Origin of the sequence: Herbiconiux sp. 11R-BC (assembly GCF_049472555.1) — a bacterium.
GTDB lineage: Bacteria > Actinomycetota > Actinomycetes > Actinomycetales > Microbacteriaceae > Herbiconiux.
Genome location: NZ_JBCEBO010000002.1, coordinates 632,749 through 652,476, shown reverse-complemented (window position 1 = coordinate 652,476; position 19,728 = coordinate 632,749). Strand labels below are relative to the sequence as shown.

At 72.2% G+C, this 19,728-nt stretch carries 18 protein-coding genes; 6 read left to right on the top strand and 12 right to left on the bottom strand.

What is annotated here, in order from left to right; genetic code table 11:
• Positions 1–170: 170 nt before the first annotated feature.
• The 4 genes from VD659_RS08070 to VD659_RS08055 form a co-directional block, all read right to left on the bottom strand.
• Complete coding sequence (locus VD659_RS08070; protein WP_423260600.1) at positions 171–980, bottom strand: cell wall-binding repeat-containing protein; 810 nt, start codon at positions 978–980, stop codon at positions 171–173.
• 36 nt (positions 981–1,016) lie between these two features.
• On the bottom strand, positions 1,017–2,177 hold the full coding sequence (locus VD659_RS08065) for a YncE family protein (protein ID WP_423260598.1): 1,161 nt from the start codon (positions 2,175–2,177) through the stop codon (positions 1,017–1,019).
• Between the two features lie 29 nt (positions 2,178–2,206).
• A complete protein-coding gene (locus tag VD659_RS08060; RefSeq protein ID WP_423260696.1) occupies positions 2,207–2,809 on the bottom strand; it encodes a TrmH family RNA methyltransferase in 603 nt (200 codons plus the stop codon).
• A 78-nt stretch (positions 2,810–2,887) separates the two neighbouring features.
• Positions 2,888–3,514, bottom strand: coding sequence for a TetR/AcrR family transcriptional regulator (locus VD659_RS08055; RefSeq protein ID WP_423260596.1), 627 nt, complete (start codon positions 3,512–3,514; stop codon positions 2,888–2,890).
• 93 nt (positions 3,515–3,607) lie between these two features.
• On the opposite strand from VD659_RS08055, the gene VD659_RS08050 reads away from it, so the two are divergent.
• The gene (locus tag VD659_RS08050) at positions 3,608–4,702 is read left to right on the top strand and encodes a hypothetical protein (RefSeq protein WP_423260595.1); all 1,095 of its coding nucleotides are present in this window, start codon (positions 3,608–3,610) and stop codon (positions 4,700–4,702) included.
• Here VD659_RS08050 and VD659_RS08045 read toward each other — a convergent pair.
• On the bottom strand, positions 4,680–5,738 hold the full coding sequence (locus VD659_RS08045; RefSeq protein ID WP_423260594.1) for a magnesium and cobalt transport protein CorA: 1,059 nt from the start codon (positions 5,736–5,738) through the stop codon (positions 4,680–4,682). The genes VD659_RS08050 and VD659_RS08045 overlap by 23 nt on opposite strands.
• A gap of 112 nt (positions 5,739–5,850) precedes the next feature.
• On the opposite strand from VD659_RS08045, the gene VD659_RS08040 reads away from it, so the two are divergent.
• From VD659_RS08040 to VD659_RS08030, 3 genes are all read left to right on the top strand, one after another.
• The gene (locus tag VD659_RS08040; protein WP_423260593.1) at positions 5,851–6,645 is read left to right on the top strand and encodes an alpha/beta fold hydrolase; all 795 of its coding nucleotides are present in this window, start codon (positions 5,851–5,853) and stop codon (positions 6,643–6,645) included.
• A gap of 218 nt (positions 6,646–6,863) precedes the next feature.
• Positions 6,864–7,397, top strand: coding sequence for a LuxR C-terminal-related transcriptional regulator (locus tag VD659_RS08035; RefSeq protein ID WP_423260592.1), 534 nt, complete (start codon positions 6,864–6,866; stop codon positions 7,395–7,397).
• A complete protein-coding gene (locus tag VD659_RS08030; RefSeq protein WP_423260591.1) occupies positions 7,390–9,828 on the top strand; it encodes a sensor histidine kinase in 2,439 nt (812 codons plus the stop codon). The genes VD659_RS08035 and VD659_RS08030 overlap by 8 nt, the downstream gene beginning before the upstream one ends.
• Here the strand turns inward: VD659_RS08030 and VD659_RS08025 are convergent.
• Entirely contained in the window at positions 9,809–11,305 is a 1,497-nt protein-coding gene (locus VD659_RS08025; RefSeq protein ID WP_423260590.1) for an Nramp family divalent metal transporter, read from the bottom strand. The genes VD659_RS08030 and VD659_RS08025 overlap by 20 nt on opposite strands.
• 164 nt (positions 11,306–11,469) lie before the next feature.
• On the opposite strand from VD659_RS08025, the gene VD659_RS08020 reads away from it, so the two are divergent.
• On the top strand, positions 11,470–11,883 hold the full coding sequence (locus VD659_RS08020; protein ID WP_423260589.1) for a pyridoxamine 5'-phosphate oxidase family protein: 414 nt from the start codon (positions 11,470–11,472) through the stop codon (positions 11,881–11,883).
• Between the two features lie 12 nt (positions 11,884–11,895).
• Positions 11,896–12,576, top strand: a complete 681-nt coding sequence (locus VD659_RS08015; RefSeq protein ID WP_423260588.1) for a metal-dependent transcriptional regulator — start codon at positions 11,896–11,898, stop codon at positions 12,574–12,576.
• Positions 12,577–12,658: 82 nt separating this feature from the next.
• Here VD659_RS08015 and VD659_RS08010 read toward each other — a convergent pair whose 3' ends face one another.
• Genes VD659_RS08010 through VD659_RS07985 form a run of 6 tightly spaced genes read right to left on the bottom strand, consistent with a single transcriptional unit; the run spans position 12,659 to position 19,688 of the window.
• Positions 12,659–13,864, bottom strand: coding sequence for a hypothetical protein (locus tag VD659_RS08010; RefSeq protein ID WP_423260587.1), 1,206 nt, complete (start codon positions 13,862–13,864; stop codon positions 12,659–12,661).
• Between the two features lie 53 nt (positions 13,865–13,917).
• The gene (locus tag VD659_RS08005) at positions 13,918–15,060 is read right to left on the bottom strand and encodes a cysteine desulfurase family protein (protein WP_423260586.1); all 1,143 of its coding nucleotides are present in this window, start codon (positions 15,058–15,060) and stop codon (positions 13,918–13,920) included.
• Entirely contained in the window at positions 15,057–15,968 is a 912-nt protein-coding gene (gene nadC, locus VD659_RS08000) for a carboxylating nicotinate-nucleotide diphosphorylase (RefSeq protein WP_423260585.1), read from the bottom strand. The genes VD659_RS08005 and nadC overlap by 4 nt, the downstream gene beginning before the upstream one ends.
• Entirely contained in the window at positions 15,968–17,644 is a 1,677-nt protein-coding gene (gene nadB, locus VD659_RS07995; RefSeq protein ID WP_423260584.1) for an L-aspartate oxidase, read from the bottom strand. Before nadB ends, nadC begins: the two co-directional genes overlap by 1 nt.
• A complete protein-coding gene (nadA, locus tag VD659_RS07990; protein ID WP_423260583.1) occupies positions 17,641–18,933 on the bottom strand; it encodes a quinolinate synthase NadA in 1,293 nt (430 codons plus the stop codon). The genes nadB and nadA overlap by 4 nt, the downstream gene beginning before the upstream one ends.
• Positions 18,930–19,688, bottom strand: coding sequence for an NUDIX hydrolase (locus VD659_RS07985; RefSeq protein WP_137836247.1), 759 nt, complete (start codon positions 19,686–19,688; stop codon positions 18,930–18,932). The genes nadA and VD659_RS07985 overlap by 4 nt, the downstream gene beginning before the upstream one ends.
• Positions 19,689–19,728 lie beyond the last annotated feature (40 nt).

The window sequence follows — 19,728 nt, the reverse complement described above, 5'->3', positions numbered from 1 at the left end:
CGAGACTGGTCGCGTCGTCGGCGACCCCGAGCACCTCACTGGGCAGGCTCACCACCGCCTCGGCGATGCGCGGGGTAGCAAAGCTTATGCGGATATCCCTTGGTAAGGATGTCGACAACCACCAGTTTTCTCTCGCGCTTGATCCGCACAGGTACGTGAACGTGGGCGCTTCATCCCAGATGGGCTCGTAGTTGCTGATAGACGGCGTCGGAGAGCGTGGCGGTGCCGCCGAGCACGACGATCTGCGACGGGTCGAGTCGGTCGAGTTCGGTGGCGACCGATGTCGGGATCTCGTTCGGGGTGATGAGCAACACCGGTGCGGCGTTGGCCGCGGCCGCGGGGGACCCCGACAATGCGTCGGGAAAGACGAGGCCTGATGCGATGAACACGGTCTTGGCTCCCGCCGGGAAGCCAGCGGCCGACGCCGCCGCGGACACGCCGAAGCGGTCGGCGGCCGCGAGGCGTGTCGTCGGCCGATTGGCGCGGAGTGCGATCTCGACCTCGGTGGAGATGGTGTTCGTGCCGCCGAGGATCACTATGCGGCCCGGGTTCAGACGCGTCAGTTCGTCGGCGACCCCCTTCGGCACGCCGTCCTTCGTGACGAGAAGGACCGGCGCGTGGTCCTTCGCCGCAATCGCGGAGGCGGAAAGTGCGTCCGGAAAGACCGCTCCGGAGGCGACATACGCGACGGGAGCGCCCGGGGCGAAGCCATCCTTGGAGATCGCTGCCGAGACATCGAAGCGGTCGGCGCCCCCCAGACGGTCGACGATGGCCGAGTAGCCACCCAGGGCCTGTTCAACGCCTGTGCTGACAGACGCCGCCCCGCCGAGCACCACGATGCGCTTCGGCTTCAGGCGGGCGAGCTCGGCGCCGACTACCGTCGGAATTGAGTCTGTGCCCACGAGCAACACGGGCCCGCCATGAGCCCCCGCCGCCGCCGATCCGGAGAGAGCGTCGGCGAACGCCGCCCCCGAGGCCACGTACGCAACGCCGACCCCGGGCTCGAACTCGGCGGCCTAGTTTGTCGCCGACACCTCGAATCGATCGACGCCTCCGCGCCGGCTGAGCGCGGCGGTGGAGTCGAGGTTCAGCATGGCCACGGTGTTCGAGTTGCTGCCGGCGAGGTAGGCATGCCGGCGCACCGAGTCGACCGCGATTCCTTGCAGCCCGGACCCGTAGTCGGTGGCCCCACTCTTCGGAATCACTCTCGTTACTCGGAGGGAATCCACGTCGATCACGGTGAATCGCGTCTCGGTCGGAACATAGACCTGGCGGCCGACAGGATCCACGACCACGCCATCAGGGCCGTCTCCGATTCCTGCAGCCAGGTCATGCGGAATGACGGTGGTCACCGAACTGGTTCGAGTGTCGATCACCGAAAGCGTTCCTGAACGCTCGTTCGTCACGAAAGCCCGGTGGCTGATCTCGTCAACCGCGATGTGACGGGGAGCATCACCGATCCCGTTCGTCGCTCCGGCGGGAATCACCGCCGTGACGGTGTTGCTCCGCGTGTCGATGACCGAGACCGTGTCGTCATCGAGGTTCGCGACATACGCGTGGTGCAGCACGGTGTCGATGGCAACGCCGATGGGGAATTTACCGATGCCGCCAGGCGTACCGTGCGGGATGACCGCTATGACCTGGTTGGACGTCGTGTCGATCACGGAGACCGTGCCATCGATCACGTTGGAGACGAAGGCACGGTCGAGCTCAGGGTCGACCGCGACTCCGTCGGGGCCGGACCCGATCCCCCGGTTCGAGTCGTGTGGGATCACCGTCGTCACGCGGTTGGTGCCGGTGTCGATGACCGACACCGTGTGCGAGTTGTAGTTGGTGACGAAGACCTGGTGATGCGAGGGATCGACAGCAGCTCCACTGGGACCATTCTGAATACTCGTCGGGCCGTTCGGGACCGTGCCGGTGACTCGATTCGTGCGGGTATCGATGATGGACACCGTGCCGTCGAAGGTATTGGTCACATATGCCTGAGAAGTCGCAGGGTCGACGGCCACGGCCACCGGGGCCGGATCGGGCCTGGATGTCGAGGTGATCGGGATGCTCGCTGCGACGAACGTCGAGGCCGATGCGGACGCCACCACGAGGGGGAGCAGGGCGCCACCCGCCACAAGTGCCGCGACGATGGACGCGCAGGCAAGACGACGAGAAGATACTGACATCTCCTCACTTTATCAGAAACGAGGAGCCCTCAGAAGCGCACGTGCTGTAGCACCCAGGCGTGCATCGCCACGGCCGCCGCCGCGCTCGCGTTGATCGAGCGGGTGGAGCCGAACTGCGAGATCTCGACCACCGCATCCGCCGCCGCGAGCGCCTCGGGCGAGAGGCCCGGGCCCTCCTGCCCGAACAGCAGCACGCACCGCGCGGGGAACGCAAAAGTCTCGATGATGACGCTGCCCGGCACGTTGTCGATCGCGATGACCGGCAGCCCCGCCTCGCGCGCGAACGCGACGAAGGCGGCGACATCCGGATGGTTCTGCACGTGCTGGTAGCGGTCGGTCACCATCGCGCCGCGCTTGTTCCAGCGCTTGCGGCCGATGATGTGCACGGTGTCGGCCGCGAAGGCGTTGGCGCTGCGCACGATCGAGCCGATGTTCATGTCGTGCTGCCAGTTCTCGATGGCCACGTGGAACGGATGCCGGTGCTCGTCGAGGTCGGCCACGATCGCGTCCATCCGCCAGTAGCGGTAGCGGTCGATCACGTTGCGGGTGTCGCCGCGCTCGAGCAGCTCGGGGTCGTAGCGCGGGTCGTCGGGATGCTCGCCCGGCCACGGGCCCACCCCGCCCGTGCTCAGTTCGACGCTGGGGTTCGCATCCGCGCCCGGGCTCGCGCCCGACTCGGGGATCGCGGTCTCGTCTGGCACGCAGCAACCCTACGCGGGGCCTGCCGGTGGCGCGAACGCCGGCACGGCGGCGAAGTCGAGGAGCGCCACGGACGCCAGGTACTGCTCGGCATCGAACGCCGGCACGATCGCCGACTGCAGCACGTAGCCCTGGCAGATGCCCAGCACGACGGGCACGATCGCCTCGCCGCGCCGCTCGGCCGCCGCATCCGGGAGCCCGGCCTGCCGGAACCAGGCCGAGAAGTAGGCGGAGAAGAGCGAACGCAGCTCGACGATGACCTCCGTGATGAGGTGCGCCAGCTGCGGTTCGCGCGCCGCGATCGACCACACCTGCACGAGGATGCCCGCGCCCCCGAGCTCGCGCGTCATGCCGAGCACGAAGCTCTGCACCACCTCGGCCGGGCGCGGCAGCGGGTCGAGCGCCGACAGCCCGATCAGGTCACGGCTGCGGCCTCGCAGGACGTCGGTGACGACGTGCCCCACGAGATCCTGCTTGTTCTTGTAGTGCAGGTAGATGGCCCCTGCCGAGAGGCCGGACTCGGCGATGATGTCGGCCATCGACGTGCCCTCGAAGCCCTTGCGCGCGAAGCAGCGCAGGGCCGCGTTCGCGATCTGGCGCCGGCGCTCGGCCTTGTGGTCCTCAGTGACTTTCGGCATCTTCCACCTTCAAAACGAATATTCGTTCTTGACAAGGACTGTAGCGCATCCCATCATAAAGAACGAGTATTCGTTTTTGATGGAGGATCACGCGTGAACAGACCGCACACCAGATGGAGCCGTGTCGCCCTGATCGGCATCGGCGCCTCGCTCATCGTGGGCGTGTTCGTGCTCGCCTTCTCCTGGCCCGCGGTGACCTCCACCGTGCACGCCGTGCCCCTCGTCGTGAGCGGCACGAGCACCACGGCCGACACGATCGCCGCCCAGCTCGAGCAGAACGCGAGCGCCCAGTTCGACATCACGCGGGTCGCCACGCGCGACGACGCGGTGGCCGCCGTCCAGCGGCGGGATGCCTTCGGCGCGGTCGTGGCCGACAGCCCGGTTCCCGAAGTGCTCACCGCCTCGGCCAACGGGGTCGTGGTGAGCCAGCTCTTCACCGGCCTCGCCGCGCAGCTGCAGAGCTCGTTCTCGCAGCAACTGCAGGCGCAGGGGGTCGCGGCCGACGCCGTGCCCGTGATCGCGGTGACCGATGTGGTGCCGCTGGCCGCCACCGACCCCCGTGGCGCGGGATTCACGACGCTCTCGTTCCCGCTCGTCATCGGCGGCATGATCGGCGGCGTCGCCGTGAGCCTGCTCGTGGTGGGCGTGTGGCGCCGGCTCACCGCGGTGGTGCTCTACGGGCTGGCCGCGGGCGTCGTGGTGGTGGCGATCAGCCAGGCCTGGTTCGGCATCCTGCAGGGCCCGGCCCTGCTCAACGTGGTCGCGGTGGCCGCCGCGGTGCTCGGCATCAGCGCCTTCATCGTGGGCTTGACCTCGGTGCTCGGCCCGCGCGGCATCGCCGTGGGCGCCGTGCTCTCGCTGCTCGTCGGCAACCCGATCTCGGGCGCGAGCCAGCCCTGGCAGTTCCTGCCCGCACCCTGGGGCGCCATCGGGCAGTTCTTCCCCCCGGGAGCCGGCGCCACCCTGCTGCGCGACCTCTCCTACTTCCCCGACGCGTCGACGCTGGAGCCCTGGCTCGTGCTCGCGGGCTGGATCGCGCTCGGCGTGGTGCTGATGTCGGTGGGGCACTTCCGCAACCGCGCCACGATGACGCCCTCGCCCGGCAGCCTCGAGCCGGAGCCGGAGACGGGCGTGGCTCCGGCGCCCGGGACGGGCGCGCCCGCCGCTACAGCCAGTGGTTCCGCTTGAACACCCGGTAGAGCACGAACGCCACGACGATCATGGCGAGGAGGGCCAGCGGGTAGCCGAACTCCCAGTGCAGCTCGGGCATGTTCGTGAAGTTCATGCCGTAGATCGCGGCGATGATCGACGGGGCGAAGAAGATGGCCGCCCAGGAGGAGATCTTCTTCACCTCGTCGCCCTGCTGCAGGCTCGTCTCCGAGAGCTTGCGGGTGTCCTCGGCGAGCTTCAGGCTCGCTTCGGAGATGCGCCGCATCTCCTCGTTCTGCTGCTGCGTGGCCAGCGTGGAGTGCACGGTGAGCGCGTTCTGCAGGGTGGCCCGGAACGCATCCGAGCGGCTCACGATCTGCAGAACGTGGTCGAGCACGTCCCGGAGCCCCCGCTGCACCTCGAGGTCGACCTTGTACTTCTCGGAGCCGCGCAGCAGCGCCTCGAGCATGGCGGTGAGCGGATGCACCGCCCGCTGGAACTCCATCACCTCGCCGAGCAGGTCGTAGATGCGGCGTGACACATCGGGGTCGCCGCCGAACAGCTGCTTCTCGATCTCGTCGATGTCGTTCTCGAGGCCCGCGAGCACCGGGCCGTACTCGTCGACCACCTCGTCGACGATCGCGTAGAGCACCGCTTCCGGGCCGAGGGCGAGCAGATCGGGGTTCGCCTCGAGCCGATGGCGCACGGCGGCGAGGTTCGGCGATTCCGCGTGGCGGATGGTCACCACGAATCCCGGCCCGATGAAGACGTGCACCTCGCCGAACTCCACCTGCTCCTCGCGGTCGAGGTAGCGGGCCGGCCGCAGCACCACGAAGAGGGTCTCGCCGTAGCGCTCGAGCTTGGCCCGCTGATGGCCGATCAGCGCATCCTCGATGGCGAGGTGATGCAGGCCGAACTCGGTCTCGACCGAGCGGATCTCCTCGGCGTCGGGCCGGTAGAGGCCGATCCAGGCCATGCCGTCGTTCTCGCGCATGAGCTCATAGGTCTCGTCGAGACTCTTCGGGTCGTGGGAGCGGCGGCCGGCCACGTAGACCGCGTTATCGATGAGGGGCATGAGGGAACAGTAGAGGCCGTTCGTGAACAACGAGTAGCGACGCGGCGCTCGGCGCGCACCGGATGTCTGGGGCTCGTCGTAGCGTCGAGCTGCGGAGGAAAGAGAGACCCTTGTGACCACACCAGACCAACTCGCCGTCGTCGGCGCGCGCGGCGCCGGCTTCGCGTTCACCGACGAGGGCGCGGGCCCGCTCGCGGTCTACGCCCACGCCCTCAGCCACGACCACGACTCGCTCGCCGGCCCGGGCGGGCTGCTCGACCTGCAACCCGTGGCGGCCACCCGCCGACTGGTGCGCTACGACGCGCGCGGGCACGGCCGGTCGAGCGGGCATCCGGTGCCGGAGGAATACGCCTTCACCGAACTCGCCGCCGACCTCCTGGCCCTTCTCGACGTCTGGTCGCCCGGCGCGCCGGCCGCCGGCATCGGCACCTCGATGGGAACGGCCACGCTGCTGCACGCCGCCGTCCACGAGCCGGGCCGGTTCTCCCACCTCGTGCTCACGGCTCCGCCCACGGCCTGGGAGACCCGGGCCGGCCAGGCGGCCGGCTACCGAGCCCTCGCCGACGCGATCGAGCAGAACGGGCTCGCGCCGATGGCCGCGACGCTGCGCGAGGCGGCGACTCCCCCGCTGCTGCGCGGCGAGCCGCCGATCGAGCCGAGCATCCCGGAGTCGCTGCTGCCTTCGGTGCTGCGGGGCGTGGCGCCGTCCGACCTACCCGACCCCGAGGCCATCGCCCGGCTCCGCCTGCCGGTGCTGGTGCTGAGCTGGGCCGGCGACCCCGGGCATCCGGTCTCGACCGGCGAGCGCCTGGCGGAGCTGATCCCGGATGCGCGGTTCCAGGTCGCGCACAGCCGCGACGAGATCTCTGGCTGGCCCGCGCAGATCGCCGCTTTCCTCGCGGAATGAGGGCTCCGCACCCCCCGAAGGGGGCGTGGGGCGCGGAGCAGTCGCGGCACGGCGAGACGGTAGTGTCGACAGCGTCCGCATCCGCAGGCGAGTGATTCGGGGGGATCGAACTGGGCACGCGAGTCGCGATCGTCGATGACCACGAGGTCGTCTCCCTCGCGATCGGAGCCCTGATCCAGACGCACGCCGAACTCGAGTTCGCCGGCTACGCCGCTTCGGTGCCCGCGCTGCTCGACGGACGCACCCGGCCCGAGCTCGTGGTGCTCGACCTCAACCTGCGCGACGGCTCGCAGCCCTCCGAGAACGTCGCCGCATTACGGGCGCGCGGGATGAACGTGCTCACCCTCACCTCGGGCGAGAACCCGTTCCTCATCCGCGAGGTGTCGCGCTCGGAGACCCTGGGCATCGTGCGCAAGTCGGCTCCCGCCAGCGAGGTGCTCGACGCCATCGCGAGCGCCGCGCGCGGCGAGGTGGTGGTGACCACGGAGTGGGCGGCCGCGCTCGACTCCGACCCCGATCTGCGCACCGCCCCGCTCACCGCTCGGGAGCGCGAAGTGCTCGCGCTCTACGCCTCCGGAGTCGGCGCGAAGACCGTGGCGACCGAGCTCCGCATCAGCGAGAACACCGTCGACGACCACATCCGCCGCATCCGCACGGTGTACCGCCTGCTCGGCCGGCCCGCGAACAGCAAGGTCGAGCTCTACCGGCGCGGGGTCGAAGACGGCTACCTCCCCTTGCCGACGGATGCCTGACCCGGCCGGTTCCACCCCGGCATCCGCTGACCCGGCGCACTCGCCGACGCCGCGCCCCGCGGGCGTGCAATCCGAGCTCGGGGTGGTGCGCCTGCTCACCGCCGTCTCGGGCGGCGTCTCCGCGCTCGTCGTACTCAGCGCCTTCACGGTGGTGGTGCAGCCGAACGCTCTTCCGCTGCCGGGTTGGTACCGCATCCTGCTCCTGGCGGTGTTCGTCTTCCCGGTCGTCGTGGCGATCCTCTGCCCCGGCTGCGGCCTGCGCGCCCTGCGCCGGCTGAGCCTCGCAGCGGTCCTGGCGCAACTGGGCGCGCTGGCCGTGCTCCTGCTGCTCGTCGTGGTGCCGCCCGGCCTCGGCGGCATCGCGGTTCCACCCGTCGCACAACTGCCGTGGATGCTCACCACCTCGGGCGTCGTCGTGGTCGCGGCCGTGGTGGCGTGGGGGGCACGCGGCGGCTGGATCGTGCTCGGCGTCATCGGGGTCTCGGTGCAGCTGCTGCGCATCCTCGTGCACGACGATCTGCCGAACGCGATCGTCAACGACGTGCAGACGATGGTGGCGGCGATGGTCGCCTGCTTGCTGAGCACGGCTCTGGTGGCGGCCGGCGCCGAGCTCGACCGGGCCGTGGCCGCCGCCGGAGCGGCCGCGTCGACGCTGGCCGCGGAGCGCGCCCGGCGGGAGGCCCGGGTGAAGACCGAGGCGCTCGTGCACGACGAGATCCTCGCCACCCTGCTCTTCGCCTCGCACGACGACGACGCCCTGCGCGGGGCGGTGGCCGTCCAGGCCGCCGGAGCACGGCAGGAGATCCACGATCTGGCCGGAACGGCGGAGCGGAACGGCGGCGCGGCCGCTCTCGCCCCGCATCCCAACGGCGTCGCGGCACGCCCGGGCAGCCCGGCCGCCGCAGACGGAGTGATGCCCCGCGCCGTCGCCGTGAACCGGGCAGCCGGCGAACGGATCCCGGTCGACGCCTATCTGCACCAGCTGCGTCAGATCGTGGCCGAGACGGATGCGGGCGCGCGGCTCGTCATCGCCTCGCGCCCCGCCCGTGGCGCCGGCCGCGTCTCCTGGCCCCCCGCCGGCATCGACGTCGAAGCCGGCCACGCCCTCGCCGGCGCCGTGCGCCAGGCGCTCGTGAACGCACGGCGGCACGCCGGCCCGGAAGCCCTCCGCTCGGTCACGGTGACCGGCGCCGACGGCGCCCTCCGCATCGAGGTGCGCGACACCGGCCGCGGATTCGACCCCGTGGCCGTGGCGCCCGATCGCATGGGGGTCGCCACGAGCATCCTGGCCCGGGTGAACGGGGTGCCCGGCGGCTCGGCGGGCGTGCGATCGGCGCCGGGGCGCGGAACAGTGGTGACGCTGGAGTGGGCCGAGCAGCCGTCGGGAAACCCCTTCGAGGCTCCGCGACCGCCGCACACCGAGCTGGCGCTCGGACCGGTTCTCGAGAACACCCCCGACGGCCAGGCCGGCCGTCCTCTGCTGCTCGCCATGCGCTGGGCGGTGCTGGCGTTCCTGGTCGCGCAGGCCGTGATGGCGTTCACGGCCTTCGAGCGCTCCTCCGGTTCGTGGACCTCGCTGGTCGCCTTGCTCGGACTCGCGGCGGCCACCGCACTCGTGGGCTGGCGCGATCTGCGCCGCCCGAGCCGCTGGCGCACCGCCGTGGTGGTGGCGCTCGTCGTGGCGACCCCGGCCACGATCTTCCTGCCGTCGAGCCGGTCGAGCCTCGACTACTGGGACGCCTGGTATCTCTACGGCTGCGCCTTCGTGCTCGCGGCGCTCGTGCTGCGCGGCCGCCGCACTGCGGCGATCGTGGGGTTCGTGCTGATGTCGGCCGTCACCCTCGCCGCGGTGCGGGTGTTCGGGTACGGCGCGACCGAGGTGGCGGCGGCGATCGTGCGGCCGGCGGTCATCATGGGGGTGGGGCTCGCGGCGGATGCCGCCCTCACCCGCCTGCGCCGGCGCACCCGTGCTCAGCGCAGCGCCGAGCTCGCCGCCCGCCATGACGAGGCCTACCAGGCCGCCTCCCGCGCGGAGCTCACCGAACGCGCCCGGCACCTCGAGGGCATCGTGGGCCCGATGCTCGACCGCCTCGCGAGCGGCGAGCCGCTGACGCCCACCGAGGCCCGCGAGTGCGCGGTGCTCGAAGGGCTCCTGCGCGACCACTACCGCGGCGGGCGCCTGGCCCGGGAGCCGCTCACCCGGGCCGTGATGGCCGCCCGCCGCCGCGGCGTCGACGTGATGCTGCTCGACGACGGCCCCGCGCTCGACGAGCCGGAACTCGCCGCCGTGGTCGAGTGGATGCGCGGCGAGCTCGAACAGGCGGCCTCGGGCCGGTTCACCGGCCGCATCCTGCCCGAAGGCCGCGAGACCCGGGCGAGCGTCGTGCTCGGCGACACCTCCCGGTCGTTCGCTACCCCGCTCCCCCGATAGCCAGAACGATCAGCACGCCGTTCAGGGCCACGATCAGGGCGACGACGGTCCAAGCCAGGATGCGCACCGGCATCCGGTCGGCGTACTCGCCCATCAGCGCGCGATCGCCGGTGAGCCGGATGAGCGGGATGAGCGCGAACGGGATGCCCACACTCAGAAGCACCTGGCTGAGCACGAGGGCCCAGGTCGGGTCGATCCCCGCGGCGAGCACGGCGAGCGCCGGGATGAGCGTGACGATGCGGCGGGCCAGCAGCGGCACCCGGATGCGGAGCAGCCCCTTCATGATGACCGAGCCGGCGTAGGCGCCGACCGAGGTGGAGGCGAGGCCCGAGGCGAGCAGGCCGACGGCGAAGATCGTGGCGATCACAGGGCCGAGGGCCGACTGGATGGCGGCGTAGGCGCCCGGGATGGTGTCGGTGCCGTCGACTCCGCGCAGGCTCGAGGCGGCGAGCAGCAGCATGGCGATGTTGACGGCTCCGGCGAGCACGAGCGCCACCACCACGTCGGCGCGGGTGGCGCGGAGCAGGGCGCGCAGTCGGTCGGGCGAGGCGCCGTGGGTGCGGGCTCGCGGATGCTCGGGGCCGGGGATGCGGGCCGGGCCCGTGGCATCCGGGTCCACGGCATCCGGGTCCGGTGAATCCGGGTTCCCGGCGTCCTGTCCCGCGGCACCCGGGCCCGCTGCGACAGCCGGGCCGGCGTGCACCGCCTTCACCTGCGGCGCCGCGGCATCCGTCGCCGGCCGCGTGAAGTCGGTCTTCTCGGCGTGGGCGGCGAAGGCGGCGTGGTGCCGGTCGCGCGCGAGCGCCGAATGCAGGTAGATGGCGTGCGGCATGACGGTGGCACCGAGCATGCTCGCGGCGAGGAGCACCGTGGGCGTTCCCTCGAAACGGGGCACGAGGCCGTCGGCGGCGGCGAGCCAGTCCACCTGCGAGACGAACACCCCGGCGAGGAAGCCCACGGCGATCACGGCCAGGAAGGCCATGATCACGAACTCGAAGCTGCGCTGCCGGCGGGCGGACTGCACGAGCAGGAGCCCCATCGAGACGAGGCCGACGACGAGGCCGCCCAGCACGAGGGGGAGCCCGAAGAGCAGGTTGAGCGCGAGCGCACCGCCGATGACCTCGGCGATGTCGGTGGCAGCGGCCACGAGCTCGGCCTGCAGCCAGTAGGCGCGGCGCGTCCACGGCCGGGCGCGGGAGCCGACGTGCTCGGGCAGCGTGCGGCCGGTGACGATGCCGAGCTTCGCCGACTGGTACTGGATGAGCACCGCCATGCCATTGGCGAGCACGAGCACCCAGACGAGCAGGTAGCCGTACTGGGCGCCCGAGGTGAGGTTGGCGGCCACGTTGCCGGGGTCGACGTAGGCGATCGAGGCCACGAAGGCCGGCCCGAACAGGGCCAGCGACTGCCACCAGCGCGGGCGCGCCGCCGCCAGCGGGGCGGATGCCGCCCGTTCGCCGAGCACATTTTTAGGCACGCCTAAAAATTAGCACGCCATCGATGCCGCGACAGACCCCCGGCCGCCCATAACGGAGGAAAATCGGGGGGCTCGTCGACGTATTGCACTCGAACCCCTCGATTCTCCGCCGTTGCGCAGGCGACGGCCGACGATCGCGAGCCGCGAGTCGTAGTGTTGGCGGCATGACGCATCCGCTCGCACCGGGCATCCTCTCGCCGGCCGGCGTCGAGTTCGTGACCGACCGGCACCTCGCCACCCTGTCGACGCTCACCGCCGAGGGAGCGCCACACGTCGTGCCCGTGGGGTTCACGGTGGAGGTGGGCGCGGGCCCGCTGGTCGTGCGCATCATCACGAACGGCCCCAGCCAGAAGGTGCTCAACGTGCGCCGCGACGGCCGGGTGAGCGTGTGCCAGTTCGAGGGCGCACGCTGGCTCACGCTGAGCGGAACGGCGCACATCGAGGAGGAGGCGCCTCTCGTGGCCGACGCCGTGGCCCGCTACTCCCAGCGCTACCGGCCGCCGCGCGAGAACCCGCTGCGCGTGGCGATCGTGTTCGAGGTCGAGCACGCCATGGGCTCGGCGGGGCTGCTCGCGTAGGCTTGACCCACCATGTCTCCCACCGCAACCGCCGCCGAGAACCGGGCCGCCGGGCAGGAGACGGCCACCGAGAACTACCTCAAGGCCATCTACGCGCACACCGAGTGGCAGCCCGACCCGATCTCGCCCTCGGTGCTCGCCGGCCGGCTCGGCGTGGCCCCGTCGTCGGTCACCGAGATGGTGAAGAAGCTCGCGGCCGCCGGGCTCCTCAGCCACGTGCCCTACGGCCCGCTCACCCTCACCACCGAGGGCCGGATGCGCGCGATCGGCGTGGTGCGCCGCCACCGGCTGATCGAGACCTGGCTCGTGCGCGAGATGGGCTACGAGTGGGACGAGGTGCACGACGAGGCCGAGGTGCTCGAGCACTCGATCAGCGACCGCCTGCTCGACGCGATCGACGCCCGGCTCGGGCGGCCCGCGCAAGACCCCCACGGCGACCCCATCCCCTCGGCCGCCGGCGAGGTGCCCGCGTTCGCCGCGGTGCTGCTCGCCGAAGCTCCGGCCGGCCACGAGGGTCGGGTGGTGCGCATCAGCGACCGCGAGCCCTCGCTGCTCCGCACGCTGGGCGAGCAGGGCATCGGGCCGGGCACCTTGCTGCGGGTCGAGCGCACCGCCTCGGCGCTCACGGTGGTGCCGGATGCCGGGGAGCCTGTCGGCATCTCGGCGCCCGACGCGATCTGGCTGACGCGCTGACGCGAGTCACTGAGTCACTGAGCTGCCGCCACCGCTACCGCAGCGACGCCGCGACTTCGGGGCCCTGCGTCCTCGGCGTTCGTCAGCGGGTCGCCTGCTGGAGCACGAGGCTGCCGCCGTTCCAGGTGGCGTTGCCGACGCCGAGCGACGTCGTCACCCCTCGCAGGGTGATCGAGCCCGCATCGCGGAAGGTCTGGGTGGGCATGCAGGCGTAGGCCGCGGCCGACACGGTCTGGTTGGTCATGAGCAGGCACACGTCGCCGCCGGTGGTGCGCGCCACCCAGAAGTCGAGCCCGGTCTCGGGCCGCGCCACGTGCCGGCTGGTCTCGGGGACGACCGCGTTGCCGCCGCGCGTGAAGAGTTCGAGCCCGTGCGCACTGAGCACGTCGGCCTCGCCCTGCTCCCCGATGAACCAGGTGTCGGGCTCCGTGCGCTCGCCGAGCGGGCTCGTCAGCTCCATGCGCCACTGCGGCAGGTGCGCGCCGGGGTCGGGCGTCGCTCCGGCGCCGGCAGCGACCGGAGTCGAGACCACCGCGGGTGCGCCGGATGCGTCGGTGCCGTCGCCACCGAGCGCCGCGGTTCCGGCGCCTCCACCCAGCCACCCCGAGGCGAACCCCGCGATCAGCACGACGGCTGCCGCACCGGCGAGGGAGGCGCCGGCGATCGCGACCCGGCGGCGGCGCGTGGGCACCGCGGGCTCGGCGGTGCCGGCGGTGGGGGTGCCGGTGCCGGCCGAGTCTTCGACGGCACCCTCGGGCACCACGTGCATCTGCTCGAAGCCGGCGGGGGCACTGCCGACGGTGCGGACAGATGCGGCACCCCACCCGACAGCGGCACCTGATCCTGCGGAAACCCCGGGCCCGGCCGCCAGCACCGGCCCAGCAGGACCCGCAGATCGCGAGGCAGCCGCTGATCCTGCGCTCTCCACCTCCGCGAGCCGACGGTCGAGCGCGGCAAGTCCAGCCGCGAGAGCCCGCGTGGCACGCGCCCGGTTGTCGGCCTCGAGGCGGTACTCCGCGATCGCGCGATCGGCGGCGCTCTCGTCGGCCCCCGCGCCCGGCCGGGCGAAGGCCGCAGCCTCGAGCGCGGCCCACCGCCGCTGCTCCGCGCGGGCGAGTGCCGGATCGTCGGCGCGGCTCACGGCGGCCTGCAGCGCGGCGAGCGGACTCCCCGCTCCCCCGCCGGCCCGGAAGCCCTCGTCGAAGACCGCCCGCGCCTCCGGCTCCTGCGCCACGGCGGCGAGGGCGCGACGCATCCGCCCCTCGTCGTCGATGCGCGCAGCGCCCATGTCTCGACCCTAATCCGCGCGGGCACCGCCGACCAGAGCACCGTCGCGCAAGATCAGCGCAGCGCCGAGACCTCCGCCACCGCCGCCACGAGGGCGGTCGCCGCCGTGCGCAGCTCCTCGGCGGTCGTCTCGGCGGTGAAGGTGAAGCGCACCGCGGTCTGGGCCACCTCGGGAGCGATGCCGCAGGCGATCAGCACCGGCGAGGGCTCGTCGCTGCCGGCCGCGCAGGCCGAGCCGCTCGACACCACCACTCCGCGCTCCTCGAGCTGCAGCAGCACGGCCTCGCCGCTCGTTCCCGGAAAGCAGAACGACGCCACCGAGGGCAGCCGGCGCTGCGCGTTCCCGGTGAGCCGCGCATCCGGAACCCCGGCGAGCACCGCCCGGATGAACTCGTCACGCAGCCCGCTCGCGCGCTCGGCGGCCTCGACGCGCACGCGCTCGGAGGCGGTCACGGCGGCCGCGAGCCCCACGGCGAAGGCCACGTTCTCGGTGCCCGAGCGGTTGCCGCGCTCCTGCCCGCCGCCGTGCACGAGCGGCTCGAGGCGCAGCCGGCTCCGCACGAACAGCGCACCGATGCCCTTCGGGGCGCCGAGCTTGTGGCCCGAGAAGCTGAGGGCGTCGACGCCGAGCGCGTCGACGCGCGTGTCGAGCCAGCCCGCCGCCTGCACCGCATCGGTGTGGAAGGGGATGCCGCCGGCCGCGTGCGCCGCGGCGGCGAGCTCGGCCACGGGCTGCACCGTGCCGATCTCGTTGTTGGCGAACATCACCGAGGCGAGCGTGGTGTCGGGGCGCAGCGCCGCGGCGAAGGCGTCGGGATGCACGAGGCCCGTCTCGTCGACCGGCACCTCGGTCACGTCGAAGCCGTGCTGCCGCCGCAGGTAGTCCGCCGACTCGACGACGGCCGGATGCTCGATCGCGCTGAGCACGAGGTGGCGCCCCCGGGGGTTGCCGAGCGCGATGCCCTTGAGCGCGAGGTTGTCGGCCTCGGTGCCGCCCGAGGTGAACACGAGCTCGGCCGGCCGGCAGCCGAGCCACTCGGCCACCGTGCGGCGGGCCTCGGCGAGCGCCCGCGCGGCGGACTCGCCCACGCCGTGGTGGCTCGAGGGGTTGCCGAAGTCGCCGGTGAGGTACGGCCACATCGTCTCGAGCACCTCCCGCTTCACGGGGGTGGTGGCGGCCGCGTCGAGGTAGATCACGGGGTCGCGGCGGGGGCGGATGCGACCCCGGCCGTCGCGGGCGAGCCGCTCGCAGCGGCGAACGCCACGTCGAGCCCGAGGTCGAGCGCGCGCACGCTGTGAGTGAGAGCCCCCACCGAGATCACGTCGACCCCGGTCTCGGCGATCGCCCGCACGGTGTCGAGGTTCACGCCGCCGCTGGCCTCCACGAGCGCCCGCCCGGCCACCTGGGCCACGCCGGTGCGGAGATCGTCGAGGCTGAAGTTGTCGAGCATGATCGTGTCGACCCCGCCCGCGAGCACCGCCTCGATCTGGTCGAGCCGGTCGACCTCCACCTCCAGGTGGGTGGTGTGCGAGAGTTGCGCGCGCACGGCCTTGAGCGCCGCGGTGACGTCGCCGTCGTGCTGCGCCGCGAGCACCGCGAGGTGGTTGTCCTTGGCCATCACGGCGTCGGAGAGCGAGAACCGGTGGTTGTGCCCTCCACCGTCGCGCACCGCCTGCCGCTCGAGGGCGCGGAGCCCCGGCGTCGTCTTGCGGGTGTCGACGATGCGCGCATCCGTGTGGGCCACGAGGGCGACATAGCGCGCGGTGAGGGTGGCGATGCCGCTCATGCGCTGCAGCAGGTTGAGCGCCACGCGCTCGGCCCGCAGCACGCTTCGCGCCGGACCGCTCACCGTGGCGAGCACGGCGCCCGCCGCGAACGATTCGCCGTCGGCCACGTGCATCGTGGTGCGGATGGCCGGGTCGACGAGGCGCATGGTCGCCAGCAGCACGGCGGTGCCGCTGAACACGCCGGGCTCGCGCGCGTCGAGGGTGGCCTCGACCTGTGCCTCGGCCGGAATGAGGAGCTCGGAGGTGATGTCGCCCCAGGGCGCGTCCTCGGCGAGGGCGCGCGAGACTACGTCGTCGACGATCTGCGGGGTGAGCATCAGACGGCCAGCCCCTGCAGCGCGAACTCTCGCGGTTCGGCGAACGGATGCGCCGGGTCGGCCGCCGCGGGCGCCTGCACGACGGCGAGGTGGTGGGCGAACGCGGGTTCCGCATCCGGGTGGTCGGAGCGGAAGTGCGCGCCGCGCGACTCCTCCCGGGCGAGCGCCGAGGCCACGAGCACGCGCGCGAGCTGCAGCAGGTTGGCGGTCTCGAGGCGCTCGACCGAGGTGCCGGCGGCATCGACGGTGGGCACCCCCCAGCCGGTGAGGGTGCGAAGAGCCGTTCGTAACCCCTCCGCATCGCGGTACACCCCGGCGTAGCGCCACATCAGCTCGTGCAGCTCGGCCCGCGTGGGCTCGTGCGACTCGGCCCGCGCGGCCGCGCGTGGTTCCGCGCCCGCGTCGCCCGCGCCGCCCGCGCCGAGCAGCACCGAGTTCGGCAAGCCGGCCCACGCGACACCGCGCACGCCCGCCTCCGCATCCGCCGTGATCGCCGCCGCCGCGCGGTGCGCGAACACGAGCGACTCGAGCAGCGAGTTCGAGGCCAGCCGGTTCGCGCCGTGAACCCCCGTGCACGACACCTCGCCCACGGCGAAGAGCCCCGGCACCGAGGTGCGGCCGTCGAGGTCGGTGGCGACGCCGCCCATCCAGTAGTGGGCCGCGGGCGCCACCGGCACGCCCTCCCGGCTCCAGTCGAAGCCGTGCTCCCGGCTCGCCGCCGAGATGGTGGGGAACCGGCGCTCGAGCTCCTCGGCGCCGATCGCCGTGGCGTCGAGCAGCACGGGCGCGCCGGTGGCGAGCATCTCGGCCGCGATGGCCCGGGCCACGATGTCGCGCGGGGCGAGCTCGGCCAGCGGATGCGCACCCAGCATGAAGCGCTCCCCCGCGGCATTCCGCAGCACGGCCCCGTCGCCTCGCACCGCCTCCGATACGAGGAAGCTCCCGGGCACGGCGAGCGCCGTGGGGTGGAACTGCACCAGCTCCACGTCGGCGAGCACCGCCCCGGCCCGCAGGGCGGCCGCGGCGCCGTCGCCGGTGGTGACCGAGGGGTTCGTCGTGTGCGGGTAGAGCTGACCGAGGCCGCCGCTCGCGAGCACCACGACGTCGGCGGCGAGCGTCTCGAGCACGCCGTCGCGCAGCACGGTGACGCCGGTCGCGCGTCCACTCGTCTCGTCGATCACGAGGTCGACCACGAAGCTCTGCTCGAGCACGCGGGCCGCGGCGGCACGGACCGCGCGCACGAGCGCCCACTCCACCTCGTAGCCCGTGGCGTCGCCGCCGGCGTGCAGGATGCGGTGGTGCGAGTGCGCCCCCTCGAGCCCGGCGTCGAACGCTGCCGAGGGGTCGCCGTTCTCGCGGTCGAAGTCGACGCCCCAGCGGATGAGGTCGCGGATGCGCTCCGGCCCCTCGGCGCAGAGCACCTCCACCGCCGCCGGGTCGCTCAGCCCGGCGCCCGCGACCAGGGTGTCGGCGATGTGGGAGGCCACGCTGTCGCCCGGCATCACGGCCGCGGCGATGCCGCCCTGGGCATAGCGCGTGTTGCTCTCGTCGATCGTGCTCTTGGTCACGATCGTCACCTCGAACCGCTCGCCGAGCGCGAGCGCCGTGACGAGCCCGGCCACCCCGCTCCCCACGATCACCACCCGCGGTCGCGCGACCGCGTCGAGCCCGGTCATGGGCGGGCCGCCAGCATGCGCTCGAGGGCCACCCGGGCCGGGACCGCCACGTCGTCGGCCACGGAGATCTGGTTCACGACCCGGCCGGCCACGAGCTCCTCGAGCACCCAGGCGAGGTAGCCGGGGTGGATGCGGTACATCGTCGAGCAGGGGCAGATCACGTCGTCGAGGCAGAAGATGGTGTGCTGCGGGTACTCGTTGGCGAGCCGGTTCACCAGGTTGATCTCGGTGCCGATCGCGAAGGTGGAGCCGGCGGGAGCGGCGGCGATGGCCTTCACGATGAAATCGGTCGAGCCCGCGGCATCCGCTTCGTCGACGACGGGCATCGGGCACTCGGGGTGCACGATCACCTGCACGCCGGGGTGCGTCTCCCGGGCGCGGTCGATCTGCGCCACGCTGAAGCGCTTGTGCACCGAGCAGAAGCCGTGCCACAGGATGACCTGCGCGTCTTCGAGCTCTTCGACCGTCGAGCCGCCGAGGGCTTTGCGCGGGTTCCACATCGGCATGCGCTCGAGCGGCACACCCATCGCCTTCGCGGTGTTGCGCCCGAGGTGCTGGTCGGGGAAGAACAGCACGCGCTGCCCGCGCTCGAACGCCCACTCGAGTACGGTCGCGGCGTTCGAGGAGGTGCAGACGATGCCGCCGTTGCGGCCGCAGAAGCCCTTGAGCGCGGCCGAGGAGTTCATGTAGGTGACGGGGATGACGGGCACCCGGCCGTCGGCATCCGGCTCGGTTCCGTAGATCTCGGCGAGCTCGGCCCAGGCCGCCTCGACCGAGTCGATGTCGGCCATGTCGGCCATCGAACAGCCGGCCGCCAGGTTGGGCAGGATGACCGACTGCTCGGGGCGGGCGAGGATGTCGGCGGTCTCGGCCATGAAGTGCACGCCGCAGAACACGATCGCCTCGGCCTCCGGCACGGTGAGCGCCGCGTTCGCGAGCTGGAACGAGTCGCCCACGAAGTCGGCGTACTGCACCACCTCGTCGCGCTGGTAGAAGTGGCCGAGAATCACGACGCGGTCGCCGAGTGTGGCCTTGGCGGCCCGGATGCGCGCATCCAGTTCGTCTTTCGAGGCCGTCTTGTAGGCATCCGGCAGCTGGCCCTGGCGGGGGGTGTCGGCGGGGATGGGGTCGGCCATCGAGGCGCCCGGGCCGTAGGAGGGGGCGGGCTGCAGGTCGAACACCCAGGGGCCGTCGGCGAGCTCCGGGGTGCAGGTCGAACCGGAGACGCCGGGAGCGCTCCTCGTGATGAGCTGGATCTCGGTGTCGACCGACAGGGTGGCGTTGTTCATGGCAGCGGCTTTCTCACAGGGGGGAGCGGCCCGCGGTCGAGGGGATCGACGGACTGGTTGTAGCGGTAGAGCTTGGGCGGCCGGTAGCTCGTGCCGGTGACGCGCTTGCCGGTAGGCACCACGACGTTCGACGACTCGATCTGACGGCGGAAGTTGGCGGGGTCGAGCGAGCGCCCCAGCACGGCCTCGTGCACCTCGCGCAGTTCGGCGAGGGTGAAGGTGTCGCCGAGGAAGGCGTGCGCGATGCGGCTGTACTCCACCTTGTTGCGCAGGCGCCACAGCGCGTATTCGACGATGACGTCGTGGTCGAAGGCGAGGTCGGGCAGGTCGTCGACCGAGAACCAGGCCACGTTCTCGCTCGAGGCGTTCTCGCTCGAGTGGATGACCTCTTCGGAGTTCACCAGCGCCCAATAGACGATGGAGACCACCCGCTCCACCGGTTCGCCGAGCGCCTGGGCGACTCCTTCTTCGAGCGGTGAGCGGTCGAGGGTGCCGAAGGCGTAGAGCTGCTCGAGGTAGCTCGGGGTGAGCGCGGTGGTGGCCGCGAGGGTGCGGGCGGCGGCGGTCTCGAGGTCTTCGCGGGCGCCGAGCGGGCCGCCGGGCAGCGCCCACTGCCCTTCGAAGGGAGGCCGGATGCGCCGCACGAGCGGCAGCCACAGGCTCGGCAGCGCCGTGGGCCGGTCGGGTCGCACCGCGAAGATCACCGTCGACACGGCGAGCGACACGGTCGCTTCGTCGGTGGGCTGGGTGGTCATGGGCGGTCATCCCCTAAAGGTTGACTCGACTCTAACCCTT

What these genes read in the sequence shown, in the direction of transcription:
- VD659_RS08065 (WP_423260598.1), bottom strand. Translation starts at nt 2,177, where the DNA reads ATGTCAGTATCTTCTCGTCGTCTTGCCTGCGCGTCCATCGTCGCGGCA.
- VD659_RS08055 (WP_423260596.1), bottom strand. Translation starts at nt 3,514, where the DNA reads ATGCCGAAAGTCACTGAGGACCACAAGGCCGAGCGCCGGCGCCAGATC.
- VD659_RS08045 (WP_423260594.1), bottom strand. Translation starts at nt 5,738, where the DNA reads ATGCCCCTCATCGATAACGCGGTCTACGTGGCCGGCCGCCGCTCCCAC.
- VD659_RS08030 (WP_423260591.1), top strand. Translation starts at nt 7,390, where the DNA reads ATGCCTGACCCGGCCGGTTCCACCCCGGCATCCGCTGACCCGGCGCAC.
- VD659_RS08020 (WP_423260589.1), top strand. Translation starts at nt 11,470, where the DNA reads ATGACGCATCCGCTCGCACCGGGCATCCTCTCGCCGGCCGGCGTCGAG.
- VD659_RS08015 (WP_423260588.1), top strand. Translation starts at nt 11,896, where the DNA reads ATGTCTCCCACCGCAACCGCCGCCGAGAACCGGGCCGCCGGGCAGGAG.
- VD659_RS08010 (WP_423260587.1), bottom strand. Translation starts at nt 13,864, where the DNA reads ATGGGCGCTGCGCGCATCGACGACGAGGGGCGGATGCGTCGCGCCCTC.
- nadC (WP_423260585.1), bottom strand. Translation starts at nt 15,968, where the DNA reads ATGCTCACCCCGCAGATCGTCGACGACGTAGTCTCGCGCGCCCTCGCC.
- nadB (WP_423260584.1), bottom strand. Translation starts at nt 17,644, where the DNA reads ATGACCGGGCTCGACGCGGTCGCGCGACCGCGGGTGGTGATCGTGGGG.
- nadA (WP_423260583.1), bottom strand. Translation starts at nt 18,933, where the DNA reads ATGAACAACGCCACCCTGTCGGTCGACACCGAGATCCAGCTCATCACG.
- VD659_RS07985 (WP_137836247.1), bottom strand. Translation starts at nt 19,688, where the DNA reads ATGACCACCCAGCCCACCGACGAAGCGACCGTGTCGCTCGCCGTGTCG.